14 protein-coding genes, 2 pseudogenes and 1 other annotated feature are annotated in these 13,307 nt (G+C 54.0%); of the genes and pseudogenes, 13 read left to right on the forward strand and 3 right to left on the reverse strand.

All coding sequences use genetic code 11. The annotated features are described in order from the left end of the window. The first annotated feature begins 81 nt into the window (after positions 1-81). Both KVY02_RS17935 and KVY02_RS17940 read left to right on the forward strand, forming a co-directional pair. Positions 82-375, forward strand: a complete 294-nt coding sequence (locus tag KVY02_RS17935) for a helix-turn-helix domain-containing protein (protein WP_016915514.1) — start codon at positions 82-84, stop codon at positions 373-375. Further along, entirely contained in the window at positions 365-1,654 is a 1,290-nt protein-coding gene (locus KVY02_RS17940; RefSeq protein ID WP_016915515.1) for a type II toxin-antitoxin system HipA family toxin, read from the forward strand. Before KVY02_RS17935 ends, KVY02_RS17940 begins: the two co-directional genes overlap by 11 nt. 940 nt (positions 1,655-2,594) lie before the next feature. On the opposite strand, the gene KVY02_RS17945 is transcribed toward KVY02_RS17940, so the two are convergent. Continuing rightward, entirely contained in the window at positions 2,595-3,899 is a 1,305-nt protein-coding gene (locus KVY02_RS17945) for a Y-family DNA polymerase (RefSeq protein ID WP_016915517.1), read from the reverse strand. After that, on the reverse strand, positions 3,896-4,345 hold the full coding sequence (locus KVY02_RS17950) for a LexA family protein (protein ID WP_016915518.1): 450 nt from the start codon (positions 4,343-4,345) through the stop codon (positions 3,896-3,898). The genes KVY02_RS17945 and KVY02_RS17950 overlap by 4 nt, the downstream gene beginning before the upstream one ends. A gap of 155 nt (positions 4,346-4,500) precedes the next feature. Between KVY02_RS17950 and KVY02_RS17955 the strand changes: the two genes are divergently transcribed. From KVY02_RS17955 to KVY02_RS18445, 9 genes and pseudogenes are all read left to right on the forward strand, one after another. Beyond that, positions 4,501-4,839, forward strand: coding sequence for a hypothetical protein (locus tag KVY02_RS17955; protein WP_081138521.1), 339 nt, complete (start codon positions 4,501-4,503; stop codon positions 4,837-4,839). A gap of 98 nt (positions 4,840-4,937) precedes the next feature. Continuing rightward, positions 4,938-5,906, forward strand: a complete 969-nt coding sequence (locus KVY02_RS17960; RefSeq protein ID WP_016915520.1) for a DUF932 domain-containing protein — start codon at positions 4,938-4,940, stop codon at positions 5,904-5,906. 124 nt (positions 5,907-6,030) lie between these two features. Further along, entirely contained in the window at positions 6,031-6,246 is a 216-nt protein-coding gene (locus KVY02_RS17965) for a hypothetical protein (RefSeq protein WP_016915521.1), read from the forward strand. Between the two features lie 40 nt (positions 6,247-6,286). Then, positions 6,287-7,078: an ERF family protein gene (locus KVY02_RS17970; protein WP_016915522.1), complete on the forward strand. Its 792-nt coding sequence runs from the start codon at positions 6,287-6,289 to the stop codon at positions 7,076-7,078. Between the two features lie 38 nt (positions 7,079-7,116). Continuing rightward, positions 7,117-7,728 carry a lambda exonuclease family protein gene (locus tag KVY02_RS17975; RefSeq protein WP_016915523.1) on the forward strand — a complete coding sequence of 204 codons (612 nt, stop codon included), beginning with the start codon at positions 7,117-7,119 and terminating at the stop codon, positions 7,726-7,728. Between the two features lie 89 nt (positions 7,729-7,817). Then, the gene (gene radC, locus KVY02_RS17980) at positions 7,818-8,315 is read left to right on the forward strand and encodes a RadC family protein (RefSeq protein ID WP_016915524.1); all 498 of its coding nucleotides are present in this window, start codon (positions 7,818-7,820) and stop codon (positions 8,313-8,315) included. A gap of 459 nt (positions 8,316-8,774) precedes the next feature. Continuing rightward, positions 8,775-9,689: a type IIL restriction-modification enzyme MmeI gene (locus KVY02_RS17985; protein ID WP_218314070.1), complete on the forward strand. Its 915-nt coding sequence runs from the start codon at positions 8,775-8,777 to the stop codon at positions 9,687-9,689. After that, a pseudogene (locus KVY02_RS17990) lies at positions 9,686-10,662 on the forward strand (IS3 family transposase); the annotation flags it as partial. The gene KVY02_RS17985 and the pseudogene KVY02_RS17990, both read left to right, overlap by 4 nt. Continuing rightward, positions 9,721-9,837 (forward strand) — a sequence feature (AL1L pseudoknot). (Overlaps the previous pseudogene by 117 nt.) Positions 10,663-10,737: 75 nt before the next feature. After that, positions 10,738-11,076 (forward strand): hypothetical protein, encoded by a 339-nt coding sequence (locus tag KVY02_RS18445; protein ID WP_229800893.1) that lies wholly within the window; start codon positions 10,738-10,740, stop codon positions 11,074-11,076. 116 nt (positions 11,077-11,192) lie between these two features. Here KVY02_RS18445 and KVY02_RS18000 read toward each other — a convergent pair whose 3' ends face one another. Continuing rightward, positions 11,193-11,630, reverse strand: a complete 438-nt coding sequence (locus KVY02_RS18000) for a DUF411 domain-containing protein (protein ID WP_016915528.1) — start codon at positions 11,628-11,630, stop codon at positions 11,193-11,195. 298 nt (positions 11,631-11,928) lie between these two features. Between KVY02_RS18000 and KVY02_RS18005 the strand changes: the two are divergent. Both KVY02_RS18005 and KVY02_RS18010 read left to right on the forward strand, forming a co-directional pair. Next, positions 11,929-12,632, forward strand: a pseudogene (locus KVY02_RS18005) (IS5 family transposase). 173 nt (positions 12,633-12,805) lie between these two features. Further along, a complete protein-coding gene (locus tag KVY02_RS18010) occupies positions 12,806-13,306 on the forward strand; it encodes a cupredoxin domain-containing protein (RefSeq protein ID WP_016915529.1) in 501 nt (166 codons plus the stop codon). Position 13,307: the final 1 nt, after the last annotated feature.

Here is a 13,307-nt window from a genome sequence, read left to right on the forward strand (position 1 = left end):
TAAAAAGGATATAACCGTGTCCATGAATGGCCAAAATAGCCTAAAATGGATATAGTAGTATCCAAAGAGGGAAGTGAGCTTATGCCCCGTTTTCTGTTGTTGGACGATACCGATGTTCAGCAGGCCTTTGCTGCCCACCTACGCAGGTTGCGCGAGCAGGCCAAGCTATCCCGTGCGGCGCTGGCGCAGCGCAGCTGTGTGCCCGCTCCTACCATCAAGAAATTCGAGCTCACTGGGCAAATTTCTCTCCGCCAGCTGCTGTTGCTCTGGCAAAGCCTGGATGACCTGGCACGGCTCTATGCGCTGACCCAACCCGATGCCCTCCCCACTAAACAGCCCTCCTCCATCGAAGAGGTGCTCAAAGATGGCCTTTAAGCCAACGCAGCGGTTGAACGTGACACGCACGCTCTCAACGGGAGAGCGGGTCGCGGCTGGCGTTTTAGCGCAGAACCGCCAAGGGGTCTTCTTTCAATACGCAGAAGGCTACGTGGAACAGCATGGCAACCTGTCGCCCTTTACGCTCAACAGCGACCTGACTCTTCAACCTGCCCCCCAAATACCACACCAAGGTCTACATGGGGTATTTGGCGACTGTTTACCCGATGGCTGGGGACTGCTGTTGCAAGATCGTGTCTTTCGTCAGCAGGGCATCGCCCCGACACAACTGACGGCGATGGATCGGCTGGCATTCGTTGGCCATCGAGGGATGGGCGCTCTTGCCTTTGAGCCCATATCAGAGGCAGCACCGACACAGGGTGATCACGAAGACTTGCCGACACTTGGCTTAACGGCTCAGGCCGTTTTCGATGGTCAAACGGAAGACGTGCTGAGTGCTCTCGTCGCAGCGGGTAGTTCCGGCGGAGCCAGGCCCAAAGCGCAGCTTTTCATGCCACCGGACAAGCCAACAACGTGCCGAACCGACGCCAAGCCAGGGGATGACGCTTGGCTGGTCAAGTTCACTTCTCAACACCTGCCACTGGGTCACGACGAAGGGCTCTGCGAAGCGGCCTACCTGGAACTAGCGAACACAGCGGGGCTTGAGCCGCCCGAATGGCAGCTGCTTCGCGTGCCTACGAGTCAAGGTGAGCGCGCCTGGCTTGCCATCAAACGGTTTGACTGGGTTCATCAGGCGCACCCTGCCGGGCGTCTCCACATGCATAGCGCCTGTGGACTGCTGGATGCCGATTTCCGAACCCCTAGCCTGGACTACGCCGACCTGATCAAAGCCAGCCGCCAGCTATGCCGCTCTCCCGCCGTCGGCCAACTGCAATTTCGACGCGCGCTGTTTAATCTGTTTGCCTGCAACCAGGACGATCACAGTAAAAACTGGGCATTTTTGCAAGACGATACAGGCCAATGGAGACCAGCGCCGTTCTATGACGTGACCTTTAGCCCCCACCCTTTTGCAGAGCACGCGACCGCCTACATGGGATTTGGCAAACAGCCTCCTCTCAAGGCGATGCAACGGCTGGCAACACAGGCAGGTTTCACGGATTGGAAACAGGCCCTGCCGTACGTTCAAGAGACAGTGGACGTTCTCAGCAGCTTCTCGGTAGTGGCCAAGCACCTCGGAGCGAGAGCCAGCACCGTTGATCTCATCACCAAGTGGTTGAATCAGGCGTGGTGGGAGAACAAGGGGCTATTAGGCACCTGAGCACACCGCAGATCGTTGACATGATCGCTTGGCTCAATGCGACTCTAGATCCTGTCCGCTCTGCTCATCACCCTGCTGAGTTGGCGCATCATCCCCTATAAAGACAGGCCTATCGTTCTCCCAAACCACGGCATATTGACCAAGGCGGCGTTTGCGCTCGAGCGTTTCGGCAACCGCCGAGCGTAAGCTCTCTAGCATCTCGTGAGTATCAGGAGTCAACTGAGTCATAGCGGAGATTTCTTCAGATTATGCAGACTGCATAAGGATGCGGCGCTGGATACCTGCTAGCAATATTAAGTCATGCCCAAAAGCGAAAAACCCCGATGCACTCACCGAGGTTTAGACGCCGACCGGGCACTCCCTGTCCATTTAACTTCAGCTTGTAGAGTTTGGCATGCCAAGTCAATGCCAATACCTCATCACTCAATATTCTGTATCTTAATATTGATCTATAAAAAAATATCTTAAAAATCAATTAACTATTACAAAAAAACATAAAAAAATTATTTCACTACCCAATATACTACCCATTTGGTCTAGAGAAGCTCCCTCCAAGGCCATAGCTGTAGGGCCCTATGTGATTGCCTGCCCGCTTGGCAAATAACCCGAGGCCCTCGGCCTGCCATTTCCTCATCCCCGTGATCGGCGATTGATGATGTAGCACTTTCCACAAGGCAGGGTGACTGATCAGCTAGCAGTATCGCTTGTCGCGTATGCTCCAGATTTTCTGCCTAAAGTTAGCGACGAGTCGTCAGCACGTCGCTAGTACGGCTGTTGAGGTACTCCATCATGCAATTCATTTGCAGCCTAACAGACTTGATCAGTCGGTGATCAATGCAATGGGCTAGACTCTCCTGATCGCAGGGGCTCTCATCTTAACGAATCTAAAGATAGACTCTAAAGAAATATCATGGCATGGAGCTGAGAGCTTCCCTGATGGCTAAGGTGTTCTTAATTTTTTGAATCCAGTCCTTGCTATTAGCAGCTCGCCCCACTGAGTGGTGTAACGCGGCGTTCGTCGCTCGCTTCGCAGTGACCATGCGTTGTTAGAGCGCGCCAAGCCAATTTGCACAGCACCTCTGCCTAGCTCACGGTTGAGCATGTCCATAGTGTTCATCAGTCGTTCGCTACGTTTGTCTTCTTCATCAGTCTGAAGGGTTTCAGTGAGAGTGAGCTGTCGGTTAGCTTTAGGCGATAGATCAAGCAGCATGAGACCCACTTTGTGAAAGGCGTACCCTTTTCGCCAGAGACGACGCAAACCCTGTACCGCAGCGGCGATGATCTCACGACTATCATCAGTGGGCCGATCCAGAGAAATGACCATTCGTTGACGATATTGGGGTAAATCCGTACGAAACGAGTTGGTGCGGATAAACACCATGACGGCGCTAGTGACGCTTTGCTGCTTACGAAGTTTTTCGCCCGCCCTGGCAGCATGATGCCGTAGCGCCTCCCTTAACTGATGGGGATCGTTGGTAAGCCGCCCAAACGAACGAGACACCATGATCTGTTGTTTAGGCTGGCCCATGTCATCTAGCTGAATGGAGGGTTGCCCCCGCAACTCCCAGACAATGCGCTCCTGCACCACACTAAATTGCCGACGGATATGTTTCGGGTCTGCCTCTCGCAGGTCCCAGGCAGTCTCAATGCCCATGACGCGTAATCGCTCGCTGGTGCGGCGTGCAATGCCCCATAGTTCGGTGACAGGCAACTGCTTCAACAACGCTTTAGTAGGCGCGCCTTCTGCAAGCAACGTGCATACACCTTGGTCTCTATATGCAGGGTGTTTTTTAGCGGCATGATTGGCGACCTTGGCCAACACCCGAGTCGGCGCAAAACCCACTGACACAGGTATACCTGTCCACTGCTTCACCGTATCCCGCAGAGCTTGGCCTCGTTGCTCCAGGGTGTCTACCTCAAATCCCTGAAACCCGACAAAACTCTCATCAATGGAATACACCTCTACATGGGGTGAGAACTCGCCCAGCACCTCGGTTACCCGCTGAGACATGTCTCCATACAACGCATAGTTGCTGGATAGCAGCACAGCTTGGCGGCGCACACTTGGTGGTAGCAGGTGCATGGCAGCCCCCATTTCAACGCCCAGTGCTTTTAACTCGTTAGAGCGGGCGACGACGCAACCATCGTTATTGGATAGTACCCCTACAGGACGACCTTCCAGTGACGGGTTGAAGACACGTTCGCAGGAGACATAGAAATTGTTACAGTCGATCAAGGCCATCATTGCAGCGTTGCCCCTGGAAAGCTGTGAAGCACATGAGTTACGACGCCCCAGACGTGCGACTCACGACCATCTAAAGGAATGGGAGGGTAAGCAGGATTACTTGCCCGGAGATAAGTCCGCTGCCCTACTCGCTCAAGGCGCTTTACTGTGAGCTCACCATCAACACAAATGACGATAATGCGACCTGGTAAGGCTTCGAGACTGCGATCCACCACCAGCAAATCCCCATGATGAATTCCATCACCAATCATGGAGTCTCCTTCAGAACGTACGAAATACGTTGCAGCAGGCCGTTTCACCACATAGCGGTGAAGATCAAGATCGGTGTCCAAGTGGTCATCTGCGGGTGATGGAAAGCCTGCGCGCACGGCACAGGTATAGAGCGGTATGGACTGCGACGCCGTTAAAGCGTCTGATTGTCCCAGTAATGTCACTGGTAAAGTCATGAGCACCTCCATCGATAGCTGTATATAAAAACAGCATCTAAAAAACGCTTACTTAACGCAATACCTCATCGGCGTATCCCAACCGATTTCAGACCTATATCACTCCTATGCATCCATCCCCATGGAACCTTTTTCCCTTGCATAGGAGCTTCAATATGCCCCCACCCTGTAAGCGTTGTGCATCAACGCGCATGCTGAATCTGGATACAGCCCAGCGCATAAGCGTGGTAGGCAGCACCTTGATTGGCGGTGCTATTGGCGCATGGCGCGCGACGGCCATCTCCGGCCCACTGCCATTGGCGGTGACTCGCTTTCCATTGGCAAAACTGCCTGCCGCCATGATGGGTGCCGTGGCCGGAGGTCAAACCGGCTCACGCATGGCCACCTCGCTGTTTGAGCAGTGGCTGCCAGTTGGCAGCGGGACACCGTGGTTATGCTTGTCTTGCGGCTGCACCTACCGCGACGCCTACCCGCCTTTAGCACCTAACGCTTAACCTATCGTTGTTCGCCCTGTGTGGGGCGAATGATCCGCCTATTCACTTTCGCGCGCTGGCCTTTGGTCGGCGCTTTTTTTATGTCTGGAGAATGACTCATGGCACATCTCGTTGAACAAATGGCTTACGTAGGCGATACCCCTTGGCATGGCCTGGGGCAGCAACTTTCTCGACATCAACCGCTGGAGGTCTGGCAGCAACAGGCCGGTATGAACTGGCATATTGAAGAAGCGCCGGTGCGCTTTATTGCCGAAGGGGCTAGCCACCTGGGCAGCATTCACTCGTTCCCTGAGCAAAAAGTGCTCTACCGCTCAGATACCAAAGCACCGCTGTCGGTGGTGTCACAACGCTATAAAGTGGTGCAGCCCGAGGAGATTTTGGAGTTTTACCGTGACCTGACCGAGTACGCCGGATATGAGCTAGAAACCGCTGGCGTGCTGAAAGGCGGACGTAAGTTCTGGGCGCTAGCCCGTAGTGGCTTAAGCACGTCGCTCAAAGGCCAGGATGAGGTCAATGACTACCTGCTGTTGGCCACTTCCTGCGATGGCACGCTTGCCACCATGGCCACGCCTACCACGGTGCGGGTGGTGTGCAATAACACGCTGCAAATTGCCGTCGATGGCACGTCGCAAGCGGTGAAAGTGCCCCATCGTTCAGAGTTTGATCCGCGTGCCGTGAAGCGTCAGTTAGGTATTTCGGTGTCGCAATGGAATGACTTCATGTATCGGATGAAAACCCTAGCGGAGCGTAAAATCACTCGGCAGGAAGCGCAGCAGTATCTTCAGTCGGTGATTTGTGGGGCAGAGAAGCCGCTGGACGATCCCTCTAAACTGCCCAACTACCGGGCGCTGAATAAGGTGCAGAAGCTCTACCAAGGCGAAGGTCGTGGCGCTCACTTAGTGACCGCCAAAGACACGGCCTGGGGCTTGCTCAATGCGGTTACGGAATACGTCGATCACGACAAGCGCGCACGCAGTAACGATACCCGTATGGATTCAGCCTGGTTTGGTCAGGGGGCACAGCTCAAGCAAGAGGCCTTGGATGCCGCCCTACAGTTGGTGTCGTAGACATCCATACCCCCATTCCCACAAGCGATTCACCGAATGATCATCCTAACCCTCACGGCATAGACGCCCAGCCCCTAAAAAGGCTGGGCGTTTTGCTGTTGGGCTTATACCGCGAGGTACCCGCATGAGCTTTGTTTCTGACGCCATTGAGATGGCGCTCACTCGACTAACCAAACAACTGCTAGAACACGACGCCCACAAAGCAACGTCGCTGGTGTGTGCCCAGGGCGAGTTCTATCGCGCGGAGATACGCCTGGAGCGTATCGATCCCGCTGACATTGCGCGTCACTTACCTGACGTTCCTGCGCTCGTTAATGACGCACCCCATGAACAGGGCTGACCAGCCCGCATTTCCCTCTTCACGTAAAAGGAGGTGCCCTATGGCACAGCGTACTCATGTAGTAAATGCGTCTCCCCAAAAAGGCCCAGTACCTTCCATTCAAGCAGACGCCAACGCTCAGCACTCCCCAAGTTCGGCGGCGCTAGAAGCGCATCCGACGGCTGATAGCACCGCCATTATCCAGGTCATTGAGCGTGCCGCGCTTAACCCGGACGTCGATATCGACAAGATGGAGCGCCTGCTGCAAATGCAGGAGCGCGTGATGGACCGCCAGGCCATGATGGCCTACAGCGCGGCCATGGCAGCGATGCAGACCGAGTTGCCCAGCATTGAAGAGCGTGGGCAAACCAACAACGGTTGCTACGCCACGCTGGAGGATATTGTCGATACCGTTCGTCCCATCCTGCAAAAACACGGCTTCGCGGTGAGCTTCCGTATTCAAACCCAGGAACGCGGTATCCAAGTAACGGGCGTGCTGATGCACAAGGACGGCCACCGGGAAGAGACCAGCATGCTCCTACCTGCGGACATGAGCGGTAACAAAAATGCCGTCCAGGCATTTGGATCGTCTACCAGCTACGGCAAGCGCTATGTGCTGTGCGCCTTGCTCAACATCACCACACGCGGGCAAGACGATAATGGCCAGACCAGCACACGAGCAGCTGTAAAGAGGGTTACGGCCTTTCAAGCGGGGCAGATTCAGCGTTTGATCAGCCAATGCCCGGCCACTACCCAAGAGTGGTTCAGCGGCAAATACGGCGCTGCGGTTCAGGTGCCTCAGGCAGATTTCGACAAGCTCCGTGCATCCCTCACCAAGCGAGCCGTGAAATAGCGGCGCAGCCTGCTCACTCACCGCCTACAGGAGGCGTTATGAAGATACTCACCATGCCACAAGGCTCTCCTGAGTGGCTGGCGGCGCGTCTTGGGCGCGTCACCATGTCAGAACTCAAGGCATTGCTGGTAAACGGCAAAGGCCCCGGTGGGTTGGGTACCGGAGCCATTACCTACATGCACCAGTTGATCGGCGAGCGTGTGACCGGCGAGTTGGCCGAGCCGTTTCAAGGCAACGCCCATACCAAGCGGGGCCAGGAGCTAGAGAGCGTCGCTCGCTCGCTGTATCGCGATATGACCAGCGCACCGAAGCCTAAAGAAGTAGGCCTAATCCTCAACCACAACGTGGGCTACTCACCGGATAGTTTGATCGGCAGAAACGGCTTGCTGGAGATCAAAACCAAGCTGCCTAAGTTCCAAATTGAGGTACTGCTCAGCGGGGAAATCCCCGACGAGCACGTGCCCCAATGCCAGGGAGGGCTCTGGGTCAGTGAACGGGAATGGATCGATTTTGTGAGCTACTGGCCGGGTATGCCGCTGTTTGTGAAGCGTGCTTACCGAGACGAGGCTCTGATCCGCACGATTGCCGAGCGAGTCGAGGCCTTTCATGAAGAGATGGAGCGACGCATCAGCCAAGTGATGGCGGCGTGACTTACACGCTAAACCACAACACTTATTCACTACTAACTACGTAGATGCCGGGGCCACCACTCCGGCATCTTTATTTTTTGGAGGTCATCATGCCCCATAGCAAACTCAAAGCCGGTGAAGTGGCAGGCACCTACTTAGTCACGTCACCGGTCACGGAAACAGACATCATTACGATGGCTAAGCGTTTCGCACGCCGCAAGTTCGCCAAAGGTCGCAAGATATCCCAACCTTCTCAAGCGTTTGAGCACCTGCAGCTGTTGCTTCAAGACTACGAACATGAAGTATTCAGCGTACTATTTCTGGATAGCCAACACCGTGTCATCCGCTTTGAAGAGCTGTTTCGCGGCACCATTGATTCAGCCAGCGTGTACCCACGAGAGGTACTAAAGGCGGCACTCGCTTACAACGCCGCCGCTGTGATCCTAGTTCATAACCACCCTAGTGGTGATCCTGAGCCTAGTGATGCGGATCGGCGTATCACTGAACGCCTAAAAGAAGCGCTTGGCTTGATGGATATTCGGGTGATTGACCATGTGGTGGTGGGGAGTGATGGATGCACGTCATTCGCAGAAAAAGGGTATCTGTAGAAGTTCATACTCGAAGGCACAGGTACTGCCCCAGGGGCAGTACCTGTCTCCAGTGCTCAATTTATTTTTTTGCCTAAGTGCCATTTGTCAGGTGATTTTGCGAAAAAAATGAAGCAAGTTAGATGTTTTGCCAAGTGAGTGGGTCATGACGCAAAGCGATTGAGCTATAAGGCGTTTGCATCAGTGTTGCTCCGATGGACCAGCTCGATAGGTAGAATCAAGCGTAGAGAATAGCTTTCATGAAATGAATACCCAGTCCTTGGAAACCTTCTGTCACTCCGTCATGATAACGCCGGGGTTTGCGTGGCGTTGGTCAGTCAATGACGCGGGCAGCGGGCAGTGTTTTCCGCTCTAGCAAGCCGGTACAGCGTTAATTATCCTGCGATTTGACCGATGTTACCCCACCGCTTGTCGACTAAGTAGCACCCGCCAGCAGTTGAATAGGAAAAACGGCACTCCATGAACGCAGTTGAAATCGAATCCGCCATTTCTGACTTGGCACAACAGCCCTTTGATCCGGCTGAGTTCCCTTATGCCTTTCTGGAAGCTTTTGGCAACAAGGCAACCACTATCAAACGGTTGCGTTCGGGTACGTCGAATAAGTCGGACTTTTCTGGCTCCTGGGGCGGGGTATTGCAGACCAACAATATCCATATCGCGGTGGCGGAGGCTGGTGCCGTTACCGAAACCCTAGCTGCGTTGAAGGTTAGCCCCGCGACTACGCGTGCCAAGGCGAAGTTCGTGCTTGCCACCGATGGTGAGATGCTAGAGGCCGAGGAGCTGGAAAGCGGCGAGACGGTTGCCTGCAAATATGAAGAATTCCCTGACCACTTCGGTTTCTTTTTGCCCCTGGCGGGCATCACTACTGTTAAACAGGTGCGTGAAAGCTCGTTTGATATTCGTGCCACCAGCCGCCTGAACCGGCTGTATGTGGAGCTACTGAAAGATAACCCAAGTTGGGGCACGGAAGAGCAGCGCCATGAAATGAACCATTTCATGGCGCTGCTCTTCTGCTTCTTTGCCGAAGATACGGACATCTTTGCCGGTAGCGGGTTATTTACCGACACCGTCTCAGAAATGAGCGCCAGAGATTCTGCCAACACCCATGAAGTGATTAGCGAAATCTTCCGCGCCATGAACACGCGGAAAGAAGAGCATGCTGCTGCGAACATCCCCCGCTGGGCGGGGAAGTTTCCCTATGTAAACGGTGGTCTGTTTTCCGGCAGTGTCGACGTACCGCGCTTCAGCAAAATTGCACGCTCTTATCTACTCCACATCGGCAGCCTGGACTGGACACAGATCAATCCTGATATTTTCGGCTCGATGATTCAGGCCGTAGCCGACGACGAAGAGCGCGGTGCACTGGGCATGTGAAGCGCGCTAATGAAATTCTCCGTAAGGCGGCTGCTTTTTTCGCCCAGGCGGAGCTCGACCGCAAACCCAATTGATGGTGTCATTTATCGACGAGCATCGTGCTCAGTTCGGGGTCGAGTCGATTTGTAGTCAACTGCCAATCGCCCCATCGACGTATTACCACCACAAGGCACTTGAAGCTGATCCTGAACGGCGGGCAGACCGGTATCGACAGGATGCGTTTCTTACCGCTGAGATTCAGCGCGTGTGGGAAGAAAACTTCTGCGTCTACGGTGCCCGTAAGGTCTGGCGGCAACTCCGCCGTGAAGGCGTTAATGTTGCTCGTTGCACTGTAGAACGGCTCATGCGCCGCCTAGGAATTCGCGGCGTGGTGCGAGGCCAACGCCCCTTCACGACCCTCAGTGATCCCGGCCAGAAACGGGCACCTGATTTAGTGAAACGTGACTTTACGGCTATGCGTCCTAATCAGCTTTGGGTAGCCGATTTTACCTATGTCGCTACCTGGTCTGGCTTCGTTTACGTTGCGTTCGTTATCGATGTTTATGCACGCTGTATCGTGGGTTGGCGTGTAGCGACGTCGATGAGAACGGCACTGGTGCTGGACGCTCTGGAGCAAGCTCTGTGGGCACGAAAACACAGACAAGGGTTGATCCATCATAGTGATAGGGGAAGCCAATATCTCTCGATCCGCTACACCGAGCGTATGGCTGACGAGGGTATCAATGCCTCAGTCGGCACCACCGGCGACTCCTACGACAATGCGCTGGCTGAAACCATCATCGGCTTGTTCAAAACGGAGGTGATCCATCATCGTGGCCCATGGAGGGGACTGGATGCCGTTGAGTATGCCACGCTGGAGTGGGTTGACTGGTTCAACAACCGCCGACTGCTGGAACCCATCGGAAACGTTCCACCAGCAGAACGAGAAAGGACGTATTATCGTCAACTGGAAGAGTCGGGTGAAGCTGCTTGACTCAAACAAACCGGTCTCCGGAATAACCGGGGCGGTTCAGACCGGGAGGGGCAGCGGCTACCTCAACAGGGTGATGTGGACAACTATTTGCAGGCGGTGCCCGGACAAGCAGCCTCGGTGACGGGGTTTACCAATTTTTTAAATCGCCAACATGCCACCACACTAGCCCCTAGAGTGGATGAGAAGCGAGTAAGAAAACGGCGGAAAGAAAAGTTGGCTCGCTCCATGATGAAAATGGCGAAGTGTGCTGATCAAGGAGAGGGCTGGAGGGAGCAATGGATCGTCACAGCCATGGAATATTTTCATGACAAGAAATTGTCCAAAAAAGCACTACGTCGTCAGACCATAGAGCTTTCAGGAGACGGGGTACAGGTGACCATGAACGGTGTGAGCTACTGGCTGCCTGCTTTATAAAACCATCATCGACTCCCACTAGCCGTCTTAAGTGGCTTTTAGTGTCAAATACATGAGGAGCTTAGCCAGCACCTCATGCAGGACAAGGGAGCCTAGTAATGACATCAAAAAATCTACTACAGAGTCATAAACGAATCGTCTTTGTGGTCAGTGAACATATAGATTTCGTAAGGCTCACCCTGAGGCCCTGGCATGCCTGGTGTACCAATGGGCATCCCTGCTAGGCCGATCCCACCTATGTCAGGTTGTTCTTCAAATAATGCCTCGACCGCTTCCATCGGCACGTGCCCTTCAATCCAGTAGTCACCTATTTCGATGGTGTGGCACGACCCCAAACCATAAGGGACGCCAGCCTTCTGTTTGATATCGCCGAGCTCAACGTTATCGACAATGGTTACATCGACTCCCAGCATTTCCAAGTGGCGAGCATATTCATCACAGCATCCGCACTGAGGATTTTTGTACAGTGTAGCTTCGTCCGGCAGTGCAGCCTGAGCCGATGTAGCCCCGAGAGCCAAAGCAATTGATAGAATAGTAGCGTTAAGATGTTTCATGAACGGCCTGCCCTCGTTGTGTGGCTAAACAAGTATTTTGCGAGCGACGCGATACCTAAGCCTACGAGCAGAAGAAAAAACAGCGGCATCAGCCAGCCGTACCAGCCCATTGAGCTCATAAAAGCTAAGCAATCGGCATTCATCATGGTAAGCCTCCGATCAAGTCAGTTAGAAATTACGTCCTAGGGTGCGTTAACAATTGCTGATGGAGATCGGGCTGATTTAGAATATCAGCATTTTTCGGTGATCTATGCCTCGGCTAATGCTACGTGATGACCAATGGGAGCGCATCGAGCACATGCTCCCCGGCAAAGCTTCAGATCGCGGGGTGACGGCCAAGGACAATCGCTTGTTCGTGGAAGCCGTCCTGTGGATCGCCCGGACAGGCGCTCCCTGGCGTGATCTGCCCGACGCCTTCGGTCGCTGGCACACTGTCTACATGCGCTATAACCGGTGGTCTAAGAAGGGGGTCTGGCAGCAGGTTATCGACACATTAGCCGATGATCCCGACATGGAGCAGCTGATGATAGATGGCAGTATCGTCAAAGTTCATCAGCATGGGGCGGCAAAAAAACGGCTCAGAGCACCGAAGCCATGGGGAAATCGCGTGGGGGATTGAGCACCAAGATCCACGCGGCGGTCGATGCCCTCGGCAACCCGGTACGGCTAATCCTCACACCGGGCCAAGCGTCTGAGTACGGAGCCGCCCCAGCGTTACTGGCGGGCTTTTCTCCAGCGGCGGTGCTTGGCGACAAGGGGTATGATTCCACCGCTTTGAGGGACATCATTCGAGCGGTGGGCGCCGAGCCGGTGATTCCGCCGAGAAAGAATCGCTTGGAATGCCCCGAGATAGATTGGCACTGTTACAAGGATCGCAACCTGGTAGAAAGGTTCTTCCAGAAAATCAAGCAGTTCAGGCGGCTGGCAACACGCTATGAGCGACTGGCGAGAAACTACCAGTCGCTACTCAACCTTGTATCCGCCGTCATATGGCTGGCCTAATTGTTAACGCTCCCTAAGTTTACGACTCTAGGGCTACCTCAAGGTCAAGCCTTGTAACCTTGTGAACAATGAAAAGTTGCTATGGATCATATTCTGCCCGCTGGGTTCAGGCTCGTTTCAGGTTAACACCGTATAAATAAGCAGTGACAACAACCCTTTTGAGGTAAATGACCATGCGCAACACCATTTTAACAACTCCTTTGCTTGCTCTTTCACTAAGCCTAGTAACAAGCGCGGCATGGGCTGCGCCCGGCCATGGCGGCGGTGACAGTGGCCTGACCGACGCTGACGTTGACCGCACGATCACTCTTGATGCTGGCGATATGTGGTTCGACCCTGAAACGCTAGAAATGGCGGCGGGTGAAATTGTTAAATTTGAAATCACCAACACCGGCAATTTAGAACATGAGTTTGTGATTGGTAGCAAAGAAGCCCAAGAAGAACATCGTCAAATGATGCTAAACATGGCCAACGGCGGAGGCCACGATATGTCGAATATGTCACACGGCGGCGGTCACGATATGGCCAGCATGGACATGGCAGGTGTCACCATTGCGCCTGGTGAAACCGGGACTTTATTATGGAGTGTCCCTGACAATGTTAACGAGCTAGAGTATGCCTGTAACATTCCTGGTCATTATGAATCCGGCATGTACGGTAATTTTTCTCTCTAAT

This window comes from Halomonas sp. 18071143, assembly GCF_019211725.1.
GTDB lineage: Bacteria > Pseudomonadota > Gammaproteobacteria > Pseudomonadales > Halomonadaceae > Vreelandella > Vreelandella stevensii.

Coding starts and splice junctions, on each gene's coding strand:
- KVY02_RS17935 (WP_016915514.1), top strand. CDS start 82: ATGCCCCGTTTTCTGTTGTTGGACGATACCGATGTTCAGCAGGCCTTT.
- KVY02_RS17940 (WP_016915515.1), top strand. CDS start 365: ATGGCCTTTAAGCCAACGCAGCGGTTGAACGTGACACGCACGCTCTCA.
- KVY02_RS17945 (WP_016915517.1), bottom strand. CDS start 3,899: ATGATGGCCTTGATCGACTGTAACAATTTCTATGTCTCCTGCGAACGT.
- KVY02_RS17950 (WP_016915518.1), bottom strand. CDS start 4,345: ATGACTTTACCAGTGACATTACTGGGACAATCAGACGCTTTAACGGCG.
- KVY02_RS17955 (WP_081138521.1), top strand. CDS start 4,501: ATGCCCCCACCCTGTAAGCGTTGTGCATCAACGCGCATGCTGAATCTG.
- KVY02_RS17960 (WP_016915520.1), top strand. CDS start 4,938: ATGGCACATCTCGTTGAACAAATGGCTTACGTAGGCGATACCCCTTGG.
- KVY02_RS17965 (WP_016915521.1), top strand. CDS start 6,031: ATGAGCTTTGTTTCTGACGCCATTGAGATGGCGCTCACTCGACTAACC.
- KVY02_RS17970 (WP_016915522.1), top strand. CDS start 6,287: ATGGCACAGCGTACTCATGTAGTAAATGCGTCTCCCCAAAAAGGCCCA.
- KVY02_RS17975 (WP_016915523.1), top strand. CDS start 7,117: ATGAAGATACTCACCATGCCACAAGGCTCTCCTGAGTGGCTGGCGGCG.
- radC (WP_016915524.1), top strand. CDS start 7,818: ATGCCCCATAGCAAACTCAAAGCCGGTGAAGTGGCAGGCACCTACTTA.
- KVY02_RS17985 (WP_218314070.1), top strand. CDS start 8,775: ATGAACGCAGTTGAAATCGAATCCGCCATTTCTGACTTGGCACAACAG.
- KVY02_RS18000 (WP_016915528.1), bottom strand. CDS start 11,630: ATGAAACATCTTAACGCTACTATTCTATCAATTGCTTTGGCTCTCGGG.
- KVY02_RS18010 (WP_016915529.1), top strand. CDS start 12,806: ATGCGCAACACCATTTTAACAACTCCTTTGCTTGCTCTTTCACTAAGC.